A 25849-nucleotide genomic window follows, 5' to 3' on the forward strand; every position below is an offset into this window, starting at 1 on the left:
TAGGGTTTATATTTGCTGTAGCTACGGTTTTTTATTTACAGTATAATTTAACCTTGTTTCCCCCCCTTATCATGGCTATCCCTGGAGGGAATATCGGGTCTCTCCGCTTACAAAAGAAAATACTGGCAGCAGGCTAAAATCAGACGTTGGTTGAGAATTATGCCCGTTACATTGAACCTGTTAGAAGAAATGTAGGAAATGACCTAAATTTAGCTGATGATCTGGTTGCATTCCCTGGTGTGGGCATTAATTTTCATCATTAGCTTCTTTTCAATGTTACCAGCGGACGGAGTAGAACGTTCCGCAATGTCTGCCTGTATCAGTTGTATTTTTTATGCCTTTATCATATATGGTAATATCAGCATCCTCTACCCCCGGCTGTATGAAAAGAAAAAATATGTCCAATACTTTCTGGGAGCTATAGTGCTGTTGCTTATTGGAGGACTTGGCCGCGGATACCTGTCAATGTATATACGTAACACGTCCTTCGCTTCGGCACCTCACTGGCTGGAAGTCCAGGCTCATTTCACCTTTTTACTGTCCATAACCACCGTCTTTATTCTCAGCTTTATATTCCGGCTTGCAATGGCGTATTTTACGGTAAAGCGACAATCGGAAGAAATATTGTTGCAGCGAAGCGAGACCGAGCTTCGGCTGCTAAAGGCCCAGGTGCAGCCCCACTTTCTGTTCAATACATTGAATACCATGTACTATGAAGCATACATGGAATCCCCGCGAACAGCGCTTCTTATCGAACGGCTTTCTGATATCATGCGTTATTTTGTAGATCAAAGTACAAAAGAGTCTGTGCTGTTAGCTACAGAGATAAATTTTATCAACAATTATATTGCTCTTGAAAGGATACGGATAAAGCCCGAACCTGAAATCATATTTCACAGGAGTGTTGATGAAGACCGGAAAATTCCGCCTATGCTGCTGATGACATTCGTAGAGAACATCTTTAAGCATGGTATTGATAAAATTACCGGGAACAATAAGATAGATCTTTTGCTATGTGAAAAAGACGGTTATCTCTTCTTTCAGACAAAGAATCTCATAAACAGGTATGCAGACTCCCGGCAAAGAGAAGGATTAGGCTTAACGAACCTGCGACAACGCCTGACAATCCTTTATGGAAAGGATTTTGAAATGCATACTGAGAAAGACGACCAATATTTTATAGCCAGTCTGAAATTCCCATTAACATGAGGTTACGTTGTATGATCGTGGATGACGAGCCCGGAGCGGTCAATCTGCTGGAAGTACTGATCCGGCAGGCTACCGGTTGGCAATTGATGTCGAAATGTTATAATGCACTGGAGGCTATTTCTTTCTTAAAGAATAACGAAGTTGATCTGGTATTTATGGATATTAATATGCCATTGATCAACGGCATAGAACTAGCTACATTGCTGCCTAAGAAAAACGGGATCGTTTTCACTACTGCATATAGCGAATATGCAGCGGAAAGTTATACTTTCAATACGCTTGATTATTTGCTTAAACCAATCGTCCTTAGCCGCTTTCTTGCGTCTGTTCAGAAAGTAGAGAATTACTTCAAAAATGAAAATATCAGTGACGAATATTTTTTTGTAAAATCTGGTTCAGAGTTAAGGAAAATCCTGTTGAGTGAAATCCTTTTTTTTGAAAGCCGGAAGGAGTATGTGGGGGTTGTTACCATGTCTTTCGAAATTCTTACTTACAGACGGCTCAAGGACATAGAGGCGCAGCTTCCATCGTCATTTGTACGCGTTCATCAATCCTATATTGTCAATTTAAGCCAATTGGTTAAAATACGGGACAATCACATACATATCGGCGAAAAAAGGATACCGATAGGAGATAAGTTCAGAGAAGGGCTGATGGAACTGGTGCGAAAACGAACTTTTTAAGTAGAATGTTGAGGCAAAAAGGGTTTTCGTTGAATACAATTTCCTGTAAGGAGCCGTTATCGCAGATTTGCCTCATGAAAAAGATAATAAAAAACTATTTGTTAGCCGGCATTACCGCAATTATGACGATACCAGCTTTAGGGCAATCAAACCAATTGATTGGCTCCTGGCGTCTTATCGCTGCAGACAAGATCCTTCCGGATGGGAGGCAGGTCCCCGATATGGGAACTAATCCGGGGGGCATTGCCATTTTTACCAAAGACGGTCGTTATGTTGTGGAAATTTTCCGGGGAGATCGTATGAAGTTTGCAACAGGCGATCGTTCCAAGGGTACACCTGAGGAATACAGGAATGCAGTGTTAGGTAACAGTTGCCATTTCGGTACTTATGCTGTAAACGTTGATAAAGGCAGCATTACATTTAACATTGACCATGCTTCTTATCCCAATTGGGACCAGACTTCGCGTATGTCTCCTTTTACGTTGAAAGGAGATACGTTGAGATGGCAGGTGCCGCCCCGGCCTGACGGGGTCACTCCTGTGTCGATTTTTACCCGTATTCAATAGCATTCTTGCTGCTTCGTTACAGGGAGGTGTTCGGATCTTTTTCGGCGTCTTCCTGTGTATATGTAAGATCAACTTGAGGTCGATCATAGCGATGTAGGGCAAATTACGCCCTCTTTTAGTAATTACCAGAGCAATGCTGTATTCAGCTTGCCTTTTTTCTGCAAGTCCTCAAGGGAAATATCTGACTTCATCTGATTATCAGGTATGTTTTTAGAAGGGGCAGGAGATGTTTCCCCTGCCAGCGGAAAATAAAACTTCAGGTACCTGATTACATGTGTTGCGCTTGATGGATAGTATTCTCCCGGATAACTGGTAATCATGAGATTATCAGTTATTTTTTTTCCATTCGAGAACAATAATACATTGGATTTCTTATCAAAATTTTCACTTGGTAAATAAACTATTCCATACTTATCAGGTTTAAGACGGTAGGTACTTGTCTTTATTTTCCTCGCTTCCATAATATGAATCCAGCCATGGTATTCAGGATTTACCTCTATTTCTACTTTTCCTCTACAGGATATTAAAAGAATAGTCAGTAAAGAAATTATAAATGTTTTTTTCATGATTAACAGATATTATTGTGGGTTTCCTGCGTTAAACCCTGTAAATCTAACACAACTTTTATTGATATTTTTTTGCGGCATAATCATTTTTAAAAGGCTGATAATTACTCATCAGATTAGCTTTCTGCTGACTTCCTAAAGTGATACATCTTTCGGTGAAACGCTGCAAAGCATTGATTTTTATATCTGGAATTGTCATTCTGCATGGAACTAATTTCTATCTTTGTCTTATCCTTTATAAACGATTCTCCCAATGATTAAATGCATACGAACTACTTCGGACAATAAGGACTTTCAACAACTAGTAAAAGCACTTGATGCGGATTTAAGGATCCGTGATGGAGAAGAACATTCATTTTATGCGCAATTCAACAAAATAGATGCATTAAAGTATGTGATTGTTGCTTATGATGATGACACAGCCGTTGGTTGCGGGGCGATAAAAGATTATTCCAGGGACACAATGGAAGTTAAACGGATGTATGTATCAGAAAATAAAAGAGGGCAGGGAGTTGCATCAACCGTTTTAAAAGAATTGGAAAAATGGGCAGTAGAATTAAATTATAGTAAGTGTGTGCTGGAAACGGGGAAAAAACAACCGGAAGCAATAGCACTCTATAAGAAGAGTAATTACAACATAATACCTAATTACGGGCAATATGAAAATGTAGAAAACAGTGTTTGTTTTGAGAAAAAGTTGACTGAGATAGTGTAATGAAAGTTTTACGAGAGGAAGTCTATCTTCCTCTCGTAAGAACAAATTAGTCTTTAACACACGGTATATAGATCTTTCCGGTTTTCATATCCATAAATCCCTGTTTGCCATCAGGCATTTCTATATGCCAGGCTCTTATCTGATAATCTCCCTCTAAAATGTGTTTAAGCACAGGAGGCCTCAGCTGCTTGAGGTCGGTCGAGATCACCCCTTCTTGCTTATCCTGTATGGTTTTGTAGAAGTCACCATTGTTTTCTATGTCATCGTATGTACATGGCAGTACTTCGCTGTTATTAAGTGTTATCAGTCCAACCTTTCCATACTTTCGCACTTTAAGCAAAGCTTTGGGATTGCTGGATGGGCTGTAGTAGAACTTTTCCACAGAATCGTACCCATTCAGTTCATAGACAGGAGGCAGTTGTTCTCCCGGTACATTCTTCCTTTTACGGTATTCATAAGCCACCTTCCAGGTCTTATCAGCTGTTTTGTATACATACAGGTCTACACCAGGGGAGAAGTAGGAATCCTCAAAAACAGGCGGTTGTTCTACGAATGCGGACGAAGACGCAGATTCTGTAGCAGTTAGCCCTGTAGTACTTCCTGGTCGTGCTTTACCATCTAAAAGGTCTGTCGGCAAAAAGGGAGTGATTATTTTAGAAGCACGGTCGCTGAATTTTTCCATTGCTATGCGTAATGCATCAGAAGATGATATATTTATAGTTATAGCACGAAGTATTCATTATATGATATGTAACCCACGTTTACTATGAAAAATCTTATCTGTATGTCATTGCTTGCTTATCTCTCCATTTCTACTTAAACTTTTTCTTTTTTGATCTACCAAATCATAGTACGGGGATATACACGAAACTGCTATTGTCTGTGGATTTTTATATATTTATCACTATGATAATTGTTATGAAACAGTTTTCTTATAAAAAAGCCGTTTAAATGGAAAAGTCTGACCAATCAATTCATAATATTTGCATTGCTTCTATAAAGAGAAGCACAAGGAAACCATACGACTTTAAGTGGACAAGATTTTATGAAGAAAGCGCAGATTTCAAAAATTCATTTCCGGAAATAGAAATTGAACTATCAGACAGCGAATTAGTTATTTGCTCAACTGTAATTGATAAGGATAACTTCAGTGTCTTGACAACACAAAAACTAATTACAAAAGAAAACGGGATATTATGTTCTGGGGATTTCAATAATGCTATTGACAAAGGATATGGAGATTTCAAAGGATACGTAAAGTTCAATGAATACAAAAGAGAACCGTTAACTTTTGGATTAATTCAACTGAATAACGGTAATGAGTTAAAATATTTTATTGAAACAGGCAGTGCTTCAATGGTGATGATTCATGGAGTAAGGACAAAAATTCAAACTGAAGGCATGACGAATGTTCAGGTAGACAGGGTAGCTAACATTTGGACAAGAAAACTCAATAAGGAATAGGTTGGTGTTATCTATCTATAGATAAAGATTTGATATTTTTTCATAACAAGCCAGAATACTATTTATGCAAGGCTGTATAAACCAGGTGGTATTTTTTAATGTGGTATGTCGAAGATCCTTCCTGTAGCTTATACAATTCCCCCAATTATTCATAGAATTTAGCTCCTGACAAAATATCAGCAAATACCTTCCATGTGGGGGTGTCCGCATTTATGTTTTGATTTGTATTATCATAGTATCCCTGGATATCTTCTGCATAACGCGCCATTGCTTCCAAAAAGGATCCCAGATCAGCATTTTCCCAGCCCTCTTTATTCTGTAAATAGTTTTTGAGAAGGAGGGATATAAATTTGATGAATGTTTGTCGGTCTGTGACTTCAGGTAATTTATCCATATAGATTTGGAATATGAAGATATTGATAACTATGCATAAATGAACAAAGCCATGAATTATTCTATCTCAATAGTGTAAGTCTCTATGCCGCGATGTAAAGCTAGTACACAATTATATCCTTATCTTCCGTCTCAATCTTCCTGAACGGGTTATCCAGGAACATCTTCATTATCCTGCAGCTTTCTTTTCCGCCAAACACCATATGGGACTTGTTGATATATAGCAGCCGCTGGCTGTTAGGCATATAATGATGGATCATGTCGATATATATAGGTCTGCAGGCGGGGTCCATTTCTCCATCGCCCAACAGTACAGGCTTGGCGGAATAATAGGGTTGTTTCGTCCGTATTGCTATGGGCGGTACCTTCCAGCAGTCGCACATCTCCCGGTATACGTCATTAATATGATACCCTTTCATATAGGGGTAAGGATCATTCAGCTGATGAAGAACGGCTTCATCATGATAGGCTGTCTGATCTGCGCAGTAGACGGATATTCTCATGCCGGAAGGACCAGGTTTCTGCATGAAAATATCATCCAGTATTTCTTTAATATAAATATCATGATGCCCTTTGATAAGCTCAGTAATGACATAAGGGACTTCCTTTATTTTCGGATAATCCACCATCCTGTTCTCTATCACGTTCAGCAGGTCGTTCCTTGTATACTGTATACTCAATGTGTCCTGTTTATTTTTCCCGACGTAGGGCATATAGAATATCTTACCCTCTATAGATGAAAAATACTCCCGGAACTTTCTTTTCAGATCGCCGTATAATTCTCTGTTGACGGAGTCCTTTTCACAATGCCGGAACAGGACATTCAGCGCTTCATTGAAGTTGGCAGGTTCGTCTTCATCTATGGGAACAAAGGTGGGCAGGGGAGAGTCCAGCATCAGGGACCTTATCCTTGATGGATCTTTGGCCAATACGGCCAGCATTAGTCCGCCGCTGTAGGAACCGCCCATAAGGTTAACAGAATCTATTTTCAGCGCCTTTAACAGGTCGTGAATGTCATTCACCGTTTCATCAGTATTGTAGCCTGACAGGTCAATTCCCCGGGCTTCCAACGCTTTTTTGTACCGCCTGACGCCCACCAGCACCATACTGTCTTTGGGCAGATTTTTCCGGTAGGATTCCTGGATGCTCAGGGGCAGTTCCTCACTCCACAGGTTGGGTATGGCAAACCGGGTGCCCCGTTGTTCAAAAGCGATACAATCCCTGTCGTCTGTGAATCCGTTCCTGATGGCGCCATTCACCCAGCCCAGCGAACTGCCGCCGGGGCCACCTGTTGTAAAAAGGAGAGGGTCGTGTTTTTTGCCGGGGTTATTGCTTTTAACGATAATGAAAGGCAGTTTGATCATTTTGCCGTTATTCTTTTTCCTGTTCTCCGGCACAACAAGATATCCGCATCGGGTCTTAAACGTGCTGTCTACTTTCACAGGACAATCACAGGGCTCTATTACCTGTGCATGGGATAACGAGGAGAAAGCAATAATGCCTGAGATAATGAATACCAGGATACGTTTCATTTTAATTGTTTATACGAAACTATAAAGGATTCCGGAACAAAGTTTTGTAAAAAACGGACAATTTTAGTGCGTGTGCAGTGTCAGCTTTTTACCTGTAAATCCGAATATTTCCTTATGGAAGTGACTCATATCATAATACCCGAAATCTGTCGGAAGGAAAGCTTTTTTGTCAGCTACAAAGGTAGTCAGCGCCGTTCTTGCCCTGAGGATCGAAAAATAGTTTTTAGGACTAATACCTATAACCTGGTTAAAATACCTGTTGATAGTTTTTGATGTAGTAAATAATCTGGCGGAAAGGTCGTTCACATTATACTGCATACCCGTGGTTTCGTAGCTGGCGATAGTGTCATTTACGAATTTTAAATAATGGTCCCTTTTTTTTCTTTTTATTAACTGACTGAGAAAATAGTCCTGTAATAAATTCATGCGGTGTTCAAACCGCTGTACTGTCCTGATCCGCATTATCAAGCCGGCAGGAAGGACCTGACGAAGGTCGATCACCTGGCTCTTCATGCGGGACTGGTCGATGCCGAAAATGGCTTCCAGTCCGCCGGGAAAAAACTTGATGCTGAATATGTGATCTGCAGGAAGATTATACCTTTCTACTGTGCAGTCCCTGATAAGGAGAACATCTTTACCCGGAGGAATAAGGGTTGTATTTAAGTAATAGGCCGCACCGAGATTGAACCAGAAAGTAGGTGTCCAACTGGGGAACATTTTCACTGTAAAGGTATTATTCCCGATGTAGTAGCTGGTAGCGTCAGGGGAAGATTCCGAGAAGAATTCGACATAGGCCGCCAATTCATCACAGGGAGGATGAAACTGGTATATTTTCCGGATGTTGTCGAAGATTTCTGTCATCGGGTTTCTGCAGATGGGTTTACTCTAAATTAACTCTTTTCATAAATTTATTTCAGGCTGGTATAATTTATTACAAACAATAGACTTGCAAATTAAAACAGATGATTTCTTCATATAGTAAAAAAAAGCAGGTTTGTCTGGTCCTGTAAAATCTTACTATAGGGGTACGCGGTAATATATCGTTTTACTATTGATGCCTTTTTTATTTAAATTATATCGCTGTACTGGAATCATGAAGTTAGAATTTCACAGGAAAAGACTAACCTGTATCCTTTGTTATAAAACACATTTCTTATTTCTGCTGATGCTGGTCTTTGTCAGGATAGATGGATTAAGTGCACAATGGATGATCTCGGGCATGGTAAAAGACCTGCAGACAGAAGCACCATTGTCGTTTGCCAATGTTTATTTCAAAGGGACTGCAACAGGTACGCGTACCAATGAAAAGGGCTATTTTGAACTAAGGCTCGCTAAATTACCTGCAGATAGCCTCTCGGCCTCCTTGTTGGGTTACACGGCTGTGATGAAGCGGATAGACAGGGATAAAAAAGTTTTGGTCATAGACTTTGAACTGGGAAGAGGGGTGAATATGAAACAATTTGTAGTGAATGCCGGCGTGAACCCTGCGCTGATCATCCTGCGCAAAGTGATCCGGGAGAAGCCAGTACATAATATAAGATCGCTCGGAGATTATTCATGTAATATCTATAACAAGATAGAGTTGGATATTGCCAATTTCAAGAAGGAAAGCATAGCAGGCAACAGGTGGTTGAAACCGTTTGCATTTTTATTGAATAATATTGACAGCACATCTGAAGATAAGCCATTTCTGCCGGTGTTCCTATCGGAAACGTATTCATCATTCTATCGTCAACGCTCATCGGCAAAGCAGAAGGAGGTGATCAGTGCACATCATACATCTGGTATCAATACGAACGCTGTACAGGAGTATCTGGGAGGTATGTACCAGCAGGTAAATGTGTATGATAACTATATCATCCTGTTCGGTAAACAATTTGTAAGCCCGGTTCATGACAATGGTCCTTTCTTTTACAATTACAAGCTGTTGGATACCCAATACATTCTTGGGAAAAGGTATTTCCGGATTGAATTTACACCCAAAAGACCGGCAGAACTTGTATTTAACGGAGAAATGTGGGTGCATGATACTTCCTTTGCAATCAGCAGGATTTCGCTTCTGGCGGGCAAGGAGGCTAATATCAATTTCATAAACAGATTGTCGGTAGTACAGGAATTCACACAGCAAACAGGTACTGTATGGTTCCTCTCAAAAGATAAAATGATCGCGGATATAAGTCCCCCCGGCAAAAAAATGCCTCATTTAATAGGACGCAGGAGCTTATGGTATGACAGTGTATTCCTGAATAACCCGGCAATAGCCGGTGTTGTAGCAGGGCAGGCGCAGGACGCAGTGGTAGAAACTGTATTGCGGCAGGGGGGACATGTGCAGCAACATTGGGACAGTTTACGTATGGACACTCTTCGTAAACATGAACGAATGCTCTACACGATGATGGATACGCTCAAAACTATTCCATTATTCCGTACTTATACCAATACGGTAAAATTTCTGGCTACTGGTAAAAAAGAATATGGACCATTGGAGATAGGTCCTGTATACCGCATGTTTAGTATGAATCAGTTGGAAGGCAAAAGGCTGCGTGTTGATCTTGCCACTACCTCTGCTTTTAGCCAATATCTGCGTTTTAAAGGTCACCTGGCCTATGGTATAAATGATGAAGCCTTTAAAGGGCATATTTCCGCATTGTGGCTGTTATCCAGGTCTCCGCGTTCTTATCTGCAGGCTACCTACTTACATGAACTTGACAACGGGGTTATACAGGACAAAGGGAAAGAAGAAGTGGGCACAGATAATATTTTCATTATGCTGCTCCGTAAGCCGGGCATCAGGCAAAAATTCCTGCTGCGGGATGAAAAGCGTCTGGAGTATTATAAGGAATGGAACAGTGGTTTCTCGGTGCAGTTCAAAGGTGCTCAGTTGCATTACTATCCTTTTGCGCCATTGCCGGTTATTGACATCATGAAGGATGGAAAACAGGATGCTATACTCAGCGATGCGGTTTCCGGCTCAATAAAGCTGCAATATGCACCAGGGGAGCATTTTGTTCAGGGGAAATTTGACAGGGTGCTGATCGGTAGCAAATATCCTGCTTTAACGATGGAATATGAGACCGGTGTTGCCGGTAAGGGACAGTATGGGAGAACGTTTCATAAATTATCTGCAAGTATCACTAAAAAGCATTTGCCATTAGGTATGTGGGGAAAACTGGATTTTAATGTGTATGCAGGAAAAATATGGGGCACCTTACCTTACTATCTGCTGGCGGTTCATCCTGGTAATGAGATCTATTACTATAATGATCATGGATTTAATATGATGAACCGTTTTGAATTCATCAGCGATCAGTATGCCGGCTTCTCGCTGGAGCACAACCTGGGTGGAGGGTTATTCAATTACATACCACTGATAAAGAAACTTAAGCTTCGACAGTTCTGGAATGCCAAAAGTGTGATAGGAAGTTTGTCTGCCGGAAATAAGATGCTGAATTTTAACCGGGGATATATGTTCCGTACATTGGAACAGGCACCTTACGTAGAAGTAGGAACGGGTGTAGATAATATTTTCAAATTCTTTCGGGTAGATCTGGTTTGGCGTCTTACACCACCACCATTAACACAGGGAAGTGGAAAAGCGTTTGGCCTGTTTGGAAGTTTCAGGCTTGATTTCTGATACATTTTCTATCGATAACAGGTACGGCGATGGAACGGATACATTATCCGTTCCATCGCTTTTTTACTGTTGCCTTTATTGAAAAAGCTTTTAACAGTGGTTTAACAGATAATGGATTGCCTTCTGCTAGGGGTAGGTGACTGCTCCCCGTTTTACATGTATACTACAGCAATAAGACCTGCTGATTTAACAAACGTACTTTCTTAACACAAAAAAATGATCAACATGCAAAACAAAAAATGGGGAATGCTGGCTTTTACAGCTGCTACAATGGCTACAACAACTGTAATGGCTCAACAGCCGGTAGTAGCTAAACAGGCGCAGAAAAAAATCGCTACCGATACCAGTAAAAAAACTGCAAAGGTAGCTTTGTTCCCTGTACAAAAAACAGATGATCTTAAGAGCCCTAAGGTTAGGAAGTCCGCTAAAAAGCAATAGGAAGCTTTCTCCCGTTTTTACAATATCCGTCCCGTTTGATTATGGGACGGATATTTGTTTTAGGTATTTTCTGTACAGATAAATAGCACACGGGGATTGAGTCTGCTGATCGTAAAAATAAAAAGCGCACCGGTTATGAAAGAGCGTGTAGCCCTTTTATAACCGGTGCGCTTAATTTTACCTGATCGGGATACTTCTGATCTCCTATTTGTGTTGTATCAGATGAATACCGAGTGTGTTCGCATCAGTAAGTCCGCTTAATCCTTTCAGCGAAATGGTGAATATCTTTTGATCTGCCAGTACTACATTCGGAATCACCAGAATTGTTTTCAGCTTATTACCGCTATCTGTTATTTTTACCTTTATCACATATGTACCGCTGTTGATCGTACTGAACCTGGCAGCTTCAGCAACGGCAGTAGCGCTTGTTAAATAAACGGCAGGCGTGGAGGTCAGGCGAAGGCTGTCTTTATCCTTGATAATATCAATATGTACAGCCGGTGTATTAGGCGATAAATGAAAGAAGCGTATGTTGCTTTTGCCCTTTGCGGGGGGAGTAATGTCATCCGGCAATAAGGTATACAACAATTTTGATGTACCTGTTTTAGCTAAAGTATCATAAACGATCAGCGAATAGCGTTTATTAGCTTCCAGCTTCAGCTTATCATCTATAACTACAGTACCGCTGCCTGTTGCTACTTTCAGGGAACTGGCTGCATTGGCACTAACTGATAAATAAGGAGCACCAGGCTGCCCGGAGTAGCTGCCATAAGCTAGTTTATCTGCCAGTTTTTTACCGGCCAGTGTTATATCCAGCGGGCCAGCTTTAGGCGCAACGTTTACAATAACCAGGTTTGATTGAGCCGGCGCCTGGGAATCATTGTTGTTCTTTTTGCAGGAGAGCAGCATGGAAGATGCGCATACCAATACTAACAGTCCTTTGTACAGAAACAGGTCTTTTTTCATGTTGTGATTTTTTACTTTGATAATATATATGTTATAAAATGAGACTTACCTGGAGGATAGCATTTTTGTAAATGCTTTGCGATTAATGTAGTAACCCAATGTCATCATGAATGACTGGTTTGTTATTTTTTTTCCGGTAACACCGGAGGGGGTTAAGTTGCATAAGCCTGCCTGGTACTGTCCGTTAATGCTTAAACCATTGGCAAAGTCTAATCCACTGGTAAAAACAAGTCCATAATCCATTCGTCTTATACTATTTGCAGCATCATTACCCGCCAACGGGGAAGTTACGGAGACTGCTTCCATCCGGGAATTGCTCTCCAGTACCTGTCGCCGGCCTTTTAAGGCATACGCTGCATAGGTACCAGTGCCAAAAAGTACTTTCATATCGGGATTGATATCGCAACGAAATATTAATGAAACAGGTACTTGCAGATAAGTGACCCTGGTAGTAGTTGTAATATCAGATATGATGTTATTGCGGTTGCCGGTAGTAAAGAAGGTTGATCCCATTTGCTTAAGCGATATTCCCGGTTGAAGGCACAGTGTCATTGATACCGGGATGTCTGCTTTTACGCAGAATTGATAGCCGATGATGATATCACTTATATCTGTTTTGTCATGTTCCTTCAATACCTGTTTGGACAGTGCTACCCCGCCTTCTACTTTTATCAGTTGTGCAGATAGTGGTACGGAGGTGAGGCATAACGCTACCTGCAGTAACAGTTTTGCTGTTTTACTTTTCATATTATAAAGCATGCGTATATTGTTACATGCATTTATTATAAAACACAAAAAGCAGGAGTTCCCCTATAAGCAGATGATTTTTTTATTGGGGAGTTGGTATTAGAAAGTGTCAAAATAATAGGTGAGTACATATCTGAAAGAACCTCCGAATATCCCCAGACCATTGGTTATATTACCTGGAGGAAGGCTTAGCTGACTGGAAGGAAAAGTGCCAAAATCTATTTTGTATTTTTCATACAGGAATAGGTAATCATACAATTCCCTGCTGACAGATTTTACCATAAATAATACTTTGCCTTTCATTTGCGGGCTGTCGGAAATAAAGTTTTTAGTGATAACGGAAACAGATGTACTGTATAAAGGATTATTGAAAACAGAACTTTGCAGGAACACCCGGCGGAACAAACCTGTTGTGCTGTTTAATAAAGTGTTATCTGCATTCGGATCAAACGTAAGCAGGTTCAGCCGGATGAAATTATTAGTAGGAATTGTATCTGTTAACAAGGGAACAGGTGGTTGTTCATTTTTTATCCTGTTATAAAGTGCCTGTCCATCCGGTGTATCATAATTGTAAGTAACATTCCTGTAAATGAAATGCCTGTATATTTTGGTTACCTGTTTCAATGCTTCAATGATGTAATAGTTATCTGTATCCGGCACATCATTAATAGTGAAATGAAAAGTGAGCATTTCCTGGTCATTATATATTTCCCGCAGTGTATCCACTTCCGTTATAACAAATGCCGGAGGTATATGCGTACTTGCTTTAGCTGTTCCCAGTTCCGGATCGCTTACTTCAATAGTGTAGGTGGTGTTGGGTTGTAATATTTGCGAATTGGAATAGACTGAAGTGGCCCCTCCGGAAAACTCAGGAGCGGTATTTAATGGTATTAACCATGAATGTCCCAGGGTATCCTGTAAATGCACAATAGCATTATTTACTGTTCCAAAAGAAACCGTATTGTTATTCTCTATCAATGTGCTTTTCCCGATAGGTATCTTTACTGAATCACCGGCAGTCAATTCTGTAAGCACCACTAATGTGTTGCTTAATTTATGGGTAGAATAAGGGTTCTTTTTACAGGCGGCTGGCAGTAGTAAGCCTGTCACTATGAGCAAAAAGATTATCTGTTTATTACGGGATATGGTATGCAATATGTGCATCAGTTATCAAAAAATAATTGTATAAGAAATATAAGGTGAGATGTTGAATAACCTGTTCCTGGATAAAGATATATTAAACTTCCCGTCTAACGAAGCCTGCAGGTCATAGTTATAGCTACTGGCAGTACCCAGCACATTATAGACGCCTGCGGATAATTTATGACTGACCTTTTTGCCGGTATGAACAGCATAATCAGTGCCGGCATCCAGTCGCTGATAGGGCCGCGTGTGGAACTGATTAAGCGCTGAATAATGATAGATGAAACGGTATGCAGCCAATGGGTCCCCGGGGTCAACAATATGCTGGCCGTTATCAAAGTCCGGATATATCTTTTCCGGCAGGGTAAATGCATCCCCTGAAGAAAAGTTCCATACTGCTGAAACGCTCCAGTTGTTGCGCGGCTTATAAGCAACAGTGATATTCAATACATGTCGCCGGTCGTATTTAAATGGAAACCTGCGCCCATTATTAAGGTTATTAAATTGCCGCCAGTTCCAGGACAGTGTGTAAGCACACATAATTTGCCAGTGCAGGAATTTCTTTTCTGCCTGGAATTCCAGTCCATAGCTCCATCCCTTGCCAGTAAGGATACTTTGTTCCCAGGTGTTATCATTGGAGAAAATGTTCCCACCCTCTATGTAGCTTGTCAGGTTGTTCATTTTTTTCCAGTATGCTTCGGCAGACAGCGATACGCCAGTGGTATTCCGCAGCGAGTAACCGAGGCTCATGGAAGTGCTTTCTTCCGGCTTAACAAGCCGGGTACTGGGCACCCATATCATATTATTAACGCCCATGAATGGATTGCTCACCATGTGCAGATACTGTGTCATTTTGTTATAGGCGGCATATAACTGTTGCCTGTCATCCAGCTTATATGAGGCAAAGAAGCGGGGTTGAATGGAATTGAAATGGAAATTCCGGAATCTGTAATGATTAAAATGGACACCGGGCCTTATCAGTAAACGGTTATCAATATTGATCTCATTTTCATAATACAGCGTATATTCCTTAAAAGGTAATGTCATTACGAGGTTATAGTCATCCACATTTTCTATGAATCCATCGGATAGGTTTGTACTGAAGGGTTTTATCATAGTATAAGCTATTTTTCCTCCGAAATTGAATCTGATGTTATTGGCCGGTTGTACTTCAAATTGTGTCTTAACATCATAATGCGAGATGGAAGAGTAAGTATTGAAAGTACTTATGATAACAGGTACATCCGAGGAATCATCATATAATGGATATTGATAGCCGGCGAGGTTGTTATAATGGCTTACATTAAAAGCTGTATTCATAAAGGAGCGTGCCCCCAGCAGATGGTTCCAGTTTAGCGAACCAAGTTTGTTCCCCCATTTCTGCAGATTGTTACTGTTACTCTGCTGTAACTTCATACGGTCGTGGCCGGTATATACATTCAGCATCAGCTTATTGTTTTCGTTTAGCAGGTGCGTTATTTTAAAATGAACATCATAGAAGCGGGCATTGAATTTTTCATCCAGCAACCGGACAGCCGGCGTGGTCAGACTGCGGCGGAAAGAAAACATTACCGCTGTTTTATTTTTTCTGACAGGCCCCTCCACTGCTGCAGATGCCGCCAGGAAGCCCAGGTTGGCTTCTCCCTGCCATTGCTCCATATTGCCGTCTTTGGTATATACGTCCATTATAGAAGATAAGCCGCCTCCAAATCGTGAAGGGAAATCGCTTTTATGCAACAGCATGGATTTGAAGGACGTTTTATTCACAATAGAAAGGGAGCCTAACAGATGTGTGGGGTTAAAAACTTCATTACCATCCAGCAGGAACTGGTTCTGATCAGGACTACCCCCTCTTACCAGGAAGCCATCTGCATAGTCCTGCACGCTGATGACCCCGGGTAGCAGGTTACGGGAACGTATAGGATCATTTTCTCCTACCAGCTCATTACCTGCCGGATACTGGTTTGCCTGTTCTGCATTAATATTTTTCGCTGCATATTTCTTAAGCCTGCTACCGGAGGCAACCACTATCTCTGGAACAGGGGTGCCAGGGGAAAGGGAGATATCTGTACGGCTGTTTTCATTAAGCGTGATCCCGATGGTCCTTGTAGCGTACCCCACGTAAGAAATGCGTAGGGTATGTGGCCCTGCGGGTAAAGAAAGTGTAAAATAACCAAAGGTATTTGTAAGGGTGCCCTTGCCGGTTAAAGGCTCCTGTATCGTGGCATTAATAAGTGGTTCTTTGCTACCTTCTTCTTTGATAAAACCAAATATGGCATAGGTAGAAGCAAATGCATCCTGATCCCCTGCCGGCGGTTTGATGGGCACCAGGATCAGTTTACCATTTTTTTCCAGTACCGTTACCCGCTGGGTCTGTAATACGTGTTGCAGAAAGACGCTCACAGTAGTTTCATTTCCGGTAAGTGAAACCACCCTGTCTGTTTCCAGAAAGTTGGAAATGTATTCCACAACAATACCACTTTCATCAATGAAAGTTTGCAGCAATTCCCTGATTGTACCTTTTTTTAACTTACTGTGGTAGGAACGGGAAAGCAATGGGCCTTGCTGTCCTTTTACCGGCATAGCCAATAAGGTGAGGAACAACAAGACCGTTATACCTATATTTTTCATGCAGGTACTGACAATAAGATACAATACAGAATATAGTTGTCTGGTTTAAAAAAATATTATTTTCCTGCTGCCGGCTGCAGTTCATACAGCATGAAGTTTTTTTGCGCATCACGCTTTAGCTCCAGGCCTGTTGTCAGCTTTATTTCTTCCAGCACATATGGCAAATCCTGGTTGTCAAAACGGGCGGTTACCATAATATGGTCCGCTTTGGCCGCGATCTCCGGTGATAGGATAACCGATGCATTGTAGTAATCGTTTAGCGTTTCTATCACCTGCTGCAATGGTGTATTGTTAAAATTGAGCACCCCATTTTGCCAGGCCAGATAGTTGCTGTCTTTAACCCCTCCCTGCGTAAATTGTCCGTCGGTAAATACCGCTTTCTGACCGGCGGAGAGGATAAGATGATTGCCGGCTTTATCTTCCTCCGTAAACATTATTTTACCGCTGGCTACCCATATCTTATCTGCAGCTGATGTTGCGCTTATCATAAATGAGGTGCCCAGTACTTCCACTATGGAATGAAAAGCATTGATACGGAAGGGTGCTTTCGCATTAGTGGTTACATCAAAAAAGGCGTCCCCTTCAAGCCGCACAATACGCTCTTTTTCACTAAAGGAACGGGGATAGTTCAGAACAGCGTTTTTCCGTAAAAATACAACGGAGCCGTCCGGTAGCTTCACCTGCTGGTTATTATACCGTGCGGTAATATGTTGCATGCTGCCGGCGGTTGTTACACTGTAATACCGCCATACGCCCGTAGCAATAAGCCCGATAATAGCGGCAGCGACAGCCATTTTTGTCCATGGAAGCAATTTAAAGGTGCGTACGCGGGTAGCAGACGGTAACGCTGTGATGCGTGCATTTATGGAGGTCCAGGCATTGGAGGTATTAAACTGGTGTTGAAGCAATACCCCTTCGCTGGCCCGCCATATCTCCGCCATCTCCTCGTATTCCTGTTGATGAGATGCGTCCGCCTGTAACCATTCCTGCAGGTATGCTTCCTCTTCTGCGGAAACCTCCTGCTTCAGGTATTTGCCAATGATCTCTTCTATTTTAATATTTGGCTCCATGCGATTCATTCATATAATAAAATGCAAAAAAATGATATACCCCTATCTTTGTCTATCTATTTATCAAAAAAAAGATAATTGGCCACCACCAATAAAGGGCATGTCTCATAAAGGCCCTCAGGCGCTTTAATGCCGTCCCCATTTGATTTTCTACTGTTTTAACGGATATTCCCAGGCTGTCTGCGATTTGCTGGTAGGTGAGCTTGCTCATACGGCTCATGACGAAAACTTCCCGGCATCTGGGAGGTAGCCGTGCCAGCGCGACTGCCAGCAGCGCGTCATAGTCAGTCTCCTGATAAACCTCCCCTGCAAAAACTATCTGATCTTCGGCAGCATCATAGTCATTCAGTTCCACCTGCGGGTTCTTTCTCTCCTTGCGCAGATAAGAGATACTATTGTTGCGGACGGCAACAAACAGGTAATACCGGATATCGGAAGATACTATCAGGTCCGGCCGTTTCTCCCATACTTTTATAAAAGTATCCTGCACAATATCTTCACTGGCCTCCTCTGATTTAACAAATGTTAATGCATAATTACAAAGAGCATTGTAATGTTGCTCGAAAACAAGCCGGAATTTTTCGTGTAGCGCGTTTGTCTGCAAAGAAAAAGATTTAATATTCAATACTTTAAAGTATTCAATATTAAAAGTACCCCGATTTTTTTAGATTCGAATAAATAATAATCTATTAGTTTTTGATCAATCCGGCGGCTGCATGATGTGAAGATGAAACAGTTACTGGCTTAGTCGCAGTTGTTACTCTGATAGGGAATCCTGCAATTTCAAAACCTCGTATAATGTGTTCATACCATTGCATAAATAAAATGTCTTATGGACATTTGATATGACAAGGGATACGGAAATATCATTTTATGATTCATCATCTGTTATTGCATAAAGGCTAACTTAGGTTGTCGGTCAGAAGATAGTACAATGACATGCAAGAAAAATGCAAGTATGCAGGAGCTGTTCGGTTTCCGGAATGAGTGCTATTGCATTATCTGCTGAATATCTTCCGCATCTAAACGCACTATTCCATCATGGAAACCTCTATCTTTTCACGATAACCTGATTCCTATGAAGTATATGAGTCAATGTTTTACTGTTTGTTGTCTGAACAAGCCAGCAACTTTGAATGCGTTATCATCTTTTTAATCTCTCTCAAGTTAGTAACTTGGCGTCGAAAAATGCGATTGTCCTGTTACTCAGATAGGATATTTCGTTCTTTTGATAATACCATATTCAATTCTATGAGAACCAGAAAAAAAGTACTGTTTGCATTACCCATGCTACTGAGCATTTTATCCTGCTCCAAAACCGAAAAATCTAACCTGTCACAACCGGAAAAACTGGCCCAGGCACAGGTCCAGGCTGCTATTGATTACAGGGCCGAGATGCGGAACTTTGTGATCGGCATCAGCCAGTATGCGAAAGCACAGAATTCACAATTTGCAATTATCCCGCAGAACGGGATAGAACTGATTACCACCAACGGGGAATCCAATGGTACCCTGGCACAGACCTACATAAATGCCATTGACGCCGTGGGACAGGAAGACCTGTTCTATGGCTATAATGATGACAATGTGGCCACACCTTCCGCGGATAACCTGTACATCAGGGGATACCTCGACAGGATCAAGACCAGCAAAAAGGTGCTGGTAACGGATTATTGTTCCAGTAAGACGAACATGGACAAATCCTACAGCTCCAATAACACCAACGGATATATTTCTTTTGCCGCGAATCACCGGGAGCTGAATAACATCCCGACTTACCCTGCCACGCCATATGGGGTGAACAGTAATAATATCACCAGCTTGTCCCAGGCAAAGAATTTCCTGTACATGATCAATCCGGAGAACTATTCTACCAAGACGCAGTTCATCAACGCTGTAAAGGCCACGAACTATGATGTGATCCTGATGGACCTGTTCCTGAACGATACTGAATTTACCGCAGCGGAGATTGATCAGCTTAAAACAAAGGCCAATGGTGGTAAACGCCTGGTCATTTGTTATATGTCTATCGGAGAGGCCGAAGATTACCGTTACTATTGGAAGAGTACCTGGAAAGTTGGCAACCCACCGTTTATCGTAGCAGAGAATCCTGACTGGCCCGGTAATTATAAAGTGCAGTACTGGAACACCGATTGGAAAAGTATCATTTTCGGTAATGACACTTCTTATGCGAAAAAGCTGCTGAACGGTCATTTCGATGGTGTCTATCTCGATATTATAGATGGCTTCGAATACTTCGAAGGCAACTAAAGATCATTCCATAATGATGCAGTATGTTTAGCGCTGCTGCATCATTTTCTATTATTCATTTCATTTTACCGCGAATCTTTTCTTGCGTGGAAGTAAGGAGGTTGATAGATTGCTGCAGGCGGTCATATGTCGTGCCGTTGTCAAGAGCCATCTCTTTTTTAGTCACGGCCAAACCGCTCAGGAAGGCTTCAAGGTAGGACAGGAACTGGTTTCCATCCCCGTTCAGCACGTTATAAATCTTATCGTTCAGGCGATCTCCCTCCTCCCTTAATTCATTATTCGTAAGGTCCGTAACATTGCGCATCTGCCGGATCACTTCTCCCATCTGGCCCTTCAGTAGCTCCAGGTTTTTCGGGTCCTTGTTCCCCGGAGCGATGTTTTTACGAAAGATACTATCAGAAAGGTTTTTTCTTGTCTTCGCGTAAAGCGTAAGAGCTTGTTTAAAAGCATCCAGATTGCGGATAAGTTCGTCTCGTTTTTCTCGGGTGAAGTATTTATCTACGTCTGCATTGAGGTGTTGTGTCCAGTTGAGCATGCTTTTGGAGACGTCTTCCACGGGTACGGATTGTGCGGAAGCGTAAGAGGCGCATAGCGAGGTTATAATCAGGAACAGGAGGGGGCGAAGCATCATTTTTGTATTTGAAAATAAGCAATCTTGTTCATCAGGCATTTAATGATTTCAACGCTTCATATACAAGTAATGCCGGCCATACCAATGCCTTCAGAAAACCGAGGACACCAGGCCAGAAACCTGTGGCATGAGAAATATAGTATATGGCTGCGCCAATAAAGCCCATTCCATATATAGCACTGTGAGGCGCATGGCCGGGAATTTTCTTTTGCATGATTTATTTTTTTTGGATGAAGATCTCGATAAAGTAGCTAATGAAAAATGAGAATGGTTAACGGTGTTGCTGACTCTTATCAGTAATATGTTTTTCACTTCCAATATGTCCTGTCTATGTAACAACCTTCCTCAGGAAAAGTTTATCAGAAATAGCCTTTGAATGTGTTTATATAATCCTTACTAATGAAATAAAACATCTTAGTTTTGTCTCTTTTTTCAAAATATGGCAAACGGAAATTGTAACAATTTATCTTATGAGAAAAGTAATTTTAGATTTAGCAGTAACCTTAGACGGATTTATCGAAGGTCCAAATGGAGAAATTGATTGGTGTATTATGGACGATGATATGAACCTGGATGATTTTATATCAGGTATAGACACGATATTTTACGGCAGGGTGAGTTATGACGCCTGGGGGAATTTCCAACCAGAAGCAAATGCCAGCCCAATGGAACAAATGATATGGCAGGGAGTACATTCAAAGAATAAAGTTGTTTTTTCCAGCCAGAACAGACAGGATGAAAAAGCTACTTTCATAAGTACTGACATCGCTAATAAAGTAGTTGAAATTAAAGAGCAGGAAGGAAAAGATATTTGGCTGTATGGTGGAGCAAGCCTTATCAGGACGTTCATCAATTTAGGTCTTATTGATCAATACAGAGTATCGGTACACCCAATAGCTTTAGGAAGTGGAAAGCCGTTATTTGATAACTTAAAAGAACGGATAAGATTGAACTTAATTAAGACCAATGTGTTCAAATCGGGAGTAGTACAACTTATTTACGAACCTGAAGCAACTCCTAGTCTCACAGATTTTTTGTAGATTCATTTATGAATAAGCTTTTTTTTTGTTATCTATTGTTTCCACTTGTAGTTGCCTGTAAAAAACAAAGTTCTGTAACTGCCTCTGGTTTGCCTGAACCTGATACTGCTATTATTGACAATTCTTATTCTCTTGTAACCGCGGCAAGTAGTATATCCTTGGACACAGGTACCATGTATAGGCTTGGTTTGGCACCATATGCATCCTTCTTTAAATTCGACCGAAGCGTAAAAAATGGGGACTTATACTATAAAGCAATTTTGGAAAGTGCGGAACAATTCAGTCCATTAAAGTTCTTTATATTAAATAATGGAACCGGAGAGATTATTGCAATTGCATCCCCCTCAAAACCCGAGCTGGAAAAGTTCAATAAAGAATGGCAACGATAACTGATAAATAATCTGAACTGTATTAAAAAGGAAATCCTTTATGAAAAAGAAACTATTAACCTATTTCTTTACAAAGAAATTTTATTATCTGTCTCTGATATTGCTATTAGCAGCAACTTTTGGATCAGGATGCCAAAAAACATCACAATCTAATCCTTGCGAAGGCTTACTTAATGAGGGGATGCCGACCCAGGTAGGGCTGATATTTGTGGATGGACAAACGGGGGAGAATATTCTTTTGTCAAAGAATATTGATACGGCTACTATAACAATTACGCCAGCGCCAACAGATTTTTATTTAAAACGAGGTGTGATTGTAAAAGATACAAGCTCTCTCATGCATGGCGCCCTGATGTTTCCTATTTCTGATACGGAAAAAGGTATGTTCAAATATAAAATAGACAATCCAAATGTTGGTAGTGCTACGCTATCTTATACTAATTTGGAAGAGAAAAGGAACGATAATTGTAACTCGTATTATATCAGTGTAACCGATCCTGTCATCGAGGATCATCAGTTTACAGTTTCACGAACGGCCTTTCGGTTGGTATTCAAAGTAACGCTTTAACAAAAGGAACTCAACTAAACACCCGACTAAAAAAGAAACCCCGGGACTAGCGAGAGGTTTCAATCTTAGAGTGACCCCGGTGGTGCGGATTTCAAACCGGAGGATTCTTAGAAAACTACCTGATCTGAATTTCATGGTTTTTATATAAAGAATCCTATATAATTACTTTCCATGATTAGTAATTGCATCTCACCAATTCTGGATAATACCAACTGTTATCCGATCCCAGGCCGGATTTTCAGAATAGTTAACCTGATAATATCAGGATCACTACCGACTTACTGGTGGCAGCTTATTTAAATCAATGATTTTTTACAATTTCTGCCGCAGGCGGATGTGTAGTTTTGTGTTGTAAAAACAATACACATGAAACCATTACTGCTCATTGCTTCGCTGCTGTTAAGCATGCAGCTGAACGCACAGCATAATCCGACAGTCAACACTATTTCTTCCACTACACAAAACAAAACGATGAAAAAATTCATACTGGTGATGCGCATCAATCCGGCAGGCATTACACCCGAACAAACAAAAGACATACATGATAAATGGGATGCGCTGGTGCCTGCATGGAAAGCCAAAGGCATTTACCTGCAGGGCAATCCTATTGTAGCCGAAGGCATGGTGGTTACAGCCAAAGGTGCTGAAAAAGGCGCCATATACGCCGAAACAGGGCGCGTGGTAAGTGTGATTACCATTGAAGCCGCTGATATGGATGAAGCGGTTGCGCTGGCCAGGCAAACGCCTTTGCTGCAATACGGCGGTAGTGCCGAAGTACGCGAGCTGCCACCACCGCCCCCACCTGCTGCTAAGTAAAACATAGAATAAACCCCGGTGCCGTGGAGCAGCGGGGTTTGTTGTTACATGGTTGGATGCTGTTCGTAAATAGTCCATTCCTGTGCAGCAGTACCGTTTTTCTTTGCCAGTATTACCGGCGTATTTATTTTGGCATCGGCCCCTGCAGGTGTAAGGTATAAATCGGTCCCTTGTAATTTGATGAGGTATACATTTTTGCGCAGCGGCACAAATTCATATTGCTGTGCGGTAGATTGCTGTACCAGCGGTTGTTCTGTAAAAGCTTCTCCTGCGGCTGGTTTAGCGGCTTCAAAGGTTTTGCCTGTGAACAGGTTTTTGAGCTTGTACACCTGCCCGTTCACCTGCTCAAAATTCCAGGTCATACATTTCCAGTTTTCCGGTTCATATACTACCAGTGGTGTACCATTGGCGCTGCCTGCATCTTTTACGCGCAGCAGCAGCCCCTGCTGAACGTTTTTAATGGCAAAATCGCCTTTGATCTCCTGTGCCATAACAGCCGGTAAAGTACTGCACAACAACAATACTACGGCGAGGAAAATAAAACTTTTCATACAGTCAGGTTTTATAGCAAGTTAGAAATCCATTGTTAATCCCTTTATATACTATTTGTCAAGCCTCCTTAAATCCTTTAATTGTACCATAGCCGCTTTGTGACCCAGTGCAGCTGCCTTTTCGAAGTAATATTTTGCCCATCTTTTAGAATAAATAACACCGTCTCCGGTTTTGTAGCATAAACCAAGATTGTAGATAGCCATTTGATCGTTTTTACTTGCGGCCAGTCTATAGAAATAGATAGCTTTCAGGTAATTTATTTTCACACCCTTGCCGTGAAAATAACAGTATCCCATCTCTCTTCTGGCTTCAATATCGCCTTTCAACGCAGCCAATTTAAACCAATGTACAGCCGTCTTCAAATCTTGTTTTACAACTTCCCCGTCTCTATAAAAAAGTGCAATATTGTATTGAGAATCCATATGCCCACGTTTGGCTGCTTTGAGAAACCATTCGAAAGCCTCTTTTACATTTTTTTGTACTCCATAGCCGTTGTCATAGCAAGTCGCCAAATAAAATTGGGCCCTCAAATGTCCGCCAGATGCAGCCGAATACCAGAGATTAAAAATCTCGATCCATTTCTTTTTATTGGATTTTGTTTCAAAGGCCAGATGATAGCCCGCAGCAAATCGCCTGCTTTGCTCTGCCTTGCTTAGTTGTTGTGACATTTTTACTATTGTGACTAAGCAAAAGGTAGCTATTATAAGTTAATTATTTATTCATCGGAAACTGAATTAACTGTTTTTCATGTTTCATGTGGTAATAGACATTGACCTGTTCGAAGCCAGTTACGATATATTAAACCGATTCACTTTAATAACGAGTATAAAAGCGAATCGGTTGATTATGGAGTAAAATTTGGCTTTATACCCGGCTAACTCCCCGATGCTAATAATTCAGTAGGTGCATAACCAAAATGCTTTTTAAATGCGAAGGAGAAATGGGAAAGATTCTCAAATCCAACTTCGTAACAAACGTCAACGGGTTTCTTTTTCTTTTCCACGAACTGATAGTGCGCCAGCTCCAGTCGTTTTTGGGTCAACCATCTCTGTGGCGTGGTATCAAAGATTTTCCTGAAGTCCCTTTTAAACGTTGTCAGGCTTCTGCCGGTGAGGTAGCCAAATCTTTCCAGGGGCATATTGAACATAAAGTTCTTTTCCATATACCCGGCCAGGTCAATCTTTCCAGGCTCCTCGAAATTAGCGAGCATGCTGTCGATATCAGGATCGATTGATCTAAGTATACTGACCGCTTCGGTTATTTTCAGATGGGCAATATTGGGGGGTAGCTCTGTCATCTCAAAATACGGAATGAGCGATTGCAGGCAGCTTTCCAGCAATGGATGATTATTATAATGTCGGATCTGCGCCGAAACCACTGTCTGGGGTTTCACACCGACCTTATCATAATAATTGCATAGCCAATCAGCGGTCAGGTGCATAACCACCGTTTTATGAGGGAGCCCGTCTTTGGGATAATTGATAATAGTGGCGAGCTGATTTCTTGGTATCAGGAATATATCCCCCTTATTAAACAGGTAAGTCCCTTCTGCCTGGACAACCTTTGTTTCTCCGGAGATAAACCAAATAAGCATATGGTGTTCAAACATGATGTCAGATTTGAAGAACCTATCTTCATAGCAGGACAGCTTGATATCCTCTGTTATATATTTAGCATTATATTCCATATCCAATAGTTTAAGATGGGTTCCGGTGCTGTCTGAAAATGCCTGGCAAAGTCAGGCCGGATTTGCTTTGCTCAGGAAGTCATATTCCCGCTCTTATCTAAGCATAAAATTAATTAATTTATGCCACCTCTGCGGTGT

28 protein-coding genes are annotated in these 25849 nt (G+C 41.3%); 12 read left to right on the forward strand and 16 right to left on the reverse strand.

Annotation, left to right across the window (positions count from 1 at the left end):
• Window positions 1-216 precede the first annotated feature (216 nt).
• From GO495_RS00700 to GO495_RS00710, 3 genes are all read left to right on the forward strand, one after another.
• Window positions 217-1209: a sensor histidine kinase gene (locus tag GO495_RS00700; RefSeq protein ID WP_157297790.1), complete on the forward strand. Its 993-nt coding sequence runs from the start codon at window positions 217-219 to the stop codon at window positions 1207-1209.
• Window positions 1206-1892, forward strand: a complete 687-nt coding sequence (locus tag GO495_RS00705) for a LytR/AlgR family response regulator transcription factor (protein WP_157297791.1) — start codon at window positions 1206-1208, stop codon at window positions 1890-1892. Before GO495_RS00700 ends, GO495_RS00705 begins: the two co-directional genes overlap by 4 nt.
• Before the next feature lie 74 nt (window positions 1893-1966).
• Window positions 1967-2458: a lipocalin-like domain-containing protein gene (locus GO495_RS00710; protein WP_157297792.1), complete on the forward strand. Its 492-nt coding sequence runs from the start codon at window positions 1967-1969 to the stop codon at window positions 2456-2458.
• A 122-nt stretch (window positions 2459-2580) separates the two neighbouring features.
• Here the strand turns inward: GO495_RS00710 and GO495_RS00715 are convergent, their stop codons facing one another.
• Window positions 2581-3024 carry a hypothetical protein gene (locus tag GO495_RS00715; RefSeq protein WP_157297793.1) on the reverse strand — a complete coding sequence of 148 codons (444 nt, stop codon included), beginning with the start codon at window positions 3022-3024 and terminating at the stop codon, window positions 2581-2583.
• 253 nt (window positions 3025-3277) lie between these two features.
• Between GO495_RS00715 and GO495_RS00720 the strand changes: the two genes are divergently transcribed.
• A complete protein-coding gene (locus GO495_RS00720; RefSeq protein WP_157297794.1) occupies window positions 3278-3739 on the forward strand; it encodes a GNAT family N-acetyltransferase in 462 nt (153 codons plus the stop codon).
• Window positions 3740-3785: 46 nt separating this feature from the next.
• On the opposite strand, the gene GO495_RS00725 is transcribed toward GO495_RS00720, so the two are convergent.
• Window positions 3786-4421 (reverse strand): hypothetical protein, encoded by a 636-nt coding sequence (locus tag GO495_RS00725; protein WP_157297795.1) that lies wholly within the window; start codon window positions 4419-4421, stop codon window positions 3786-3788.
• Window positions 4422-4690: 269 nt separating this feature from the next.
• On the opposite strand from GO495_RS00725, the gene GO495_RS00730 reads away from it, so the two are divergent.
• On the forward strand, window positions 4691-5203 hold the full coding sequence (locus GO495_RS00730; RefSeq protein WP_157297796.1) for a hypothetical protein: 513 nt from the start codon (window positions 4691-4693) through the stop codon (window positions 5201-5203).
• A 145-nt stretch (window positions 5204-5348) separates the two neighbouring features.
• Here GO495_RS00730 and GO495_RS00735 read toward each other — a convergent pair whose 3' ends face one another.
• The 3 genes from GO495_RS00735 to GO495_RS00745 all read right to left on the reverse strand — a co-directional run bounded on the left by GO495_RS00735 (window position 5349) and on the right by GO495_RS00745 (window position 7989).
• Window positions 5349-5597 (reverse strand): DUF7660 family protein, encoded by a 249-nt coding sequence (locus tag GO495_RS00735; RefSeq protein WP_157297797.1) that lies wholly within the window; start codon window positions 5595-5597, stop codon window positions 5349-5351.
• A gap of 100 nt (window positions 5598-5697) precedes the next feature.
• Window positions 5698-7128: an alpha/beta fold hydrolase gene (locus GO495_RS00740; protein WP_157297798.1), complete on the reverse strand. Its 1431-nt coding sequence runs from the start codon at window positions 7126-7128 to the stop codon at window positions 5698-5700.
• A 63-nt stretch (window positions 7129-7191) separates the two neighbouring features.
• A complete protein-coding gene (locus GO495_RS00745; RefSeq protein WP_157297799.1) occupies window positions 7192-7989 on the reverse strand; it encodes a helix-turn-helix domain-containing protein in 798 nt (265 codons plus the stop codon).
• Window positions 7990-8221: 232 nt separating this feature from the next.
• On the opposite strand from GO495_RS00745, the gene GO495_RS00750 reads away from it, so the two are divergent.
• Window positions 8222-10762 (forward strand): DUF5686 and carboxypeptidase-like regulatory domain-containing protein, encoded by a 2541-nt coding sequence (locus GO495_RS00750; RefSeq protein WP_157297800.1) that lies wholly within the window; start codon window positions 8222-8224, stop codon window positions 10760-10762.
• Window positions 10763-10987: 225 nt separating this feature from the next.
• On the forward strand, window positions 10988-11200 hold the full coding sequence (locus GO495_RS00755) for a hypothetical protein (RefSeq protein WP_157297801.1): 213 nt from the start codon (window positions 10988-10990) through the stop codon (window positions 11198-11200).
• Between the two features lie 204 nt (window positions 11201-11404).
• Here the strand turns inward: GO495_RS00755 and GO495_RS00760 are convergent, their stop codons facing one another.
• The 6 genes from GO495_RS00760 to GO495_RS00785 form a co-directional block, all read right to left on the reverse strand.
• Window positions 11405-12166: a DUF4397 domain-containing protein gene (locus tag GO495_RS00760; protein WP_157297802.1), complete on the reverse strand. Its 762-nt coding sequence runs from the start codon at window positions 12164-12166 to the stop codon at window positions 11405-11407.
• A gap of 45 nt (window positions 12167-12211) precedes the next feature.
• Window positions 12212-12913, reverse strand: a complete 702-nt coding sequence (locus GO495_RS00765) for a porin family protein (RefSeq protein ID WP_157297803.1) — start codon at window positions 12911-12913, stop codon at window positions 12212-12214.
• A gap of 99 nt (window positions 12914-13012) precedes the next feature.
• Entirely contained in the window at window positions 13013-14023 is a 1011-nt protein-coding gene (locus GO495_RS00770; protein ID WP_157297804.1) for a DUF4249 family protein, read from the reverse strand.
• A gap of 60 nt (window positions 14024-14083) precedes the next feature.
• A complete protein-coding gene (locus tag GO495_RS00775) occupies window positions 14084-16687 on the reverse strand; it encodes a TonB-dependent receptor (protein WP_157297805.1) in 2604 nt (867 codons plus the stop codon).
• A 56-nt stretch (window positions 16688-16743) separates the two neighbouring features.
• Window positions 16744-17757 (reverse strand): FecR domain-containing protein, encoded by a 1014-nt coding sequence (locus GO495_RS00780; protein WP_170302610.1) that lies wholly within the window; start codon window positions 17755-17757, stop codon window positions 16744-16746.
• A 52-nt stretch (window positions 17758-17809) separates the two neighbouring features.
• Entirely contained in the window at window positions 17810-18361 is a 552-nt protein-coding gene (locus tag GO495_RS00785) for an RNA polymerase sigma-70 factor (RefSeq protein WP_157297807.1), read from the reverse strand.
• 647 nt (window positions 18362-19008) lie between these two features.
• Between GO495_RS00785 and GO495_RS00790 the strand changes: the two genes are divergently transcribed.
• Window positions 19009-20028 (forward strand): endo alpha-1,4 polygalactosaminidase, encoded by a 1020-nt coding sequence (locus GO495_RS00790; protein ID WP_157297808.1) that lies wholly within the window; start codon window positions 19009-19011, stop codon window positions 20026-20028.
• 55 nt (window positions 20029-20083) lie between these two features.
• Here the strand turns inward: GO495_RS00790 and GO495_RS00795 are convergent, their stop codons facing one another.
• Both GO495_RS00795 and GO495_RS00800 read right to left on the reverse strand, forming a co-directional pair.
• A complete protein-coding gene (locus GO495_RS00795; RefSeq protein ID WP_157297809.1) occupies window positions 20084-20656 on the reverse strand; it encodes a hypothetical protein in 573 nt (190 codons plus the stop codon).
• A 34-nt stretch (window positions 20657-20690) separates the two neighbouring features.
• On the reverse strand, window positions 20691-20873 hold the full coding sequence (locus GO495_RS00800) for a hypothetical protein (protein ID WP_157297810.1): 183 nt from the start codon (window positions 20871-20873) through the stop codon (window positions 20691-20693).
• 256 nt (window positions 20874-21129) lie between these two features.
• Here GO495_RS00800 and GO495_RS00805 point away from each other — a divergent pair, with 256 nt between their 5' ends.
• From GO495_RS00805 to GO495_RS00820, 4 genes are all read left to right on the forward strand, one after another.
• A complete protein-coding gene (locus GO495_RS00805; RefSeq protein ID WP_157297811.1) occupies window positions 21130-21699 on the forward strand; it encodes a dihydrofolate reductase family protein in 570 nt (189 codons plus the stop codon).
• Between the two features lie 8 nt (window positions 21700-21707).
• On the forward strand, window positions 21708-22088 hold the full coding sequence (locus GO495_RS00810; protein WP_157297812.1) for a hypothetical protein: 381 nt from the start codon (window positions 21708-21710) through the stop codon (window positions 22086-22088).
• Between the two features lie 40 nt (window positions 22089-22128).
• Window positions 22129-22656, forward strand: coding sequence for a hypothetical protein (locus GO495_RS00815; RefSeq protein WP_157297813.1), 528 nt, complete (start codon window positions 22129-22131; stop codon window positions 22654-22656).
• Window positions 22657-23022: 366 nt separating this feature from the next.
• A complete protein-coding gene (locus tag GO495_RS00820; protein WP_157297814.1) occupies window positions 23023-23472 on the forward strand; it encodes a YciI family protein in 450 nt (149 codons plus the stop codon).
• A gap of 44 nt (window positions 23473-23516) precedes the next feature.
• Here the strand turns inward: GO495_RS00820 and GO495_RS00825 are convergent, their stop codons facing one another.
• The 3 genes from GO495_RS00825 to GO495_RS00835 all read right to left on the reverse strand — a co-directional run bounded on the left by GO495_RS00825 (window position 23517) and on the right by GO495_RS00835 (window position 25711).
• The gene (locus GO495_RS00825) at window positions 23517-24023 is read right to left on the reverse strand and encodes an RICIN domain-containing protein (RefSeq protein WP_157297815.1); all 507 of its coding nucleotides are present in this window, start codon (window positions 24021-24023) and stop codon (window positions 23517-23519) included.
• Window positions 24024-24074: 51 nt separating this feature from the next.
• Window positions 24075-24692, reverse strand: coding sequence for a tetratricopeptide repeat protein (locus GO495_RS00830; RefSeq protein WP_157297816.1), 618 nt, complete (start codon window positions 24690-24692; stop codon window positions 24075-24077).
• Window positions 24693-24898: 206 nt separating this feature from the next.
• Window positions 24899-25711 (reverse strand): AraC family transcriptional regulator, encoded by an 813-nt coding sequence (locus tag GO495_RS00835; RefSeq protein WP_157297817.1) that lies wholly within the window; start codon window positions 25709-25711, stop codon window positions 24899-24901.
• Window positions 25712-25849 lie beyond the last annotated feature (138 nt).

The organism is Chitinophaga oryziterrae, assembly GCF_009758125.1.
GTDB lineage: Bacteria > Bacteroidota > Bacteroidia > Chitinophagales > Chitinophagaceae > Chitinophaga > Chitinophaga oryziterrae.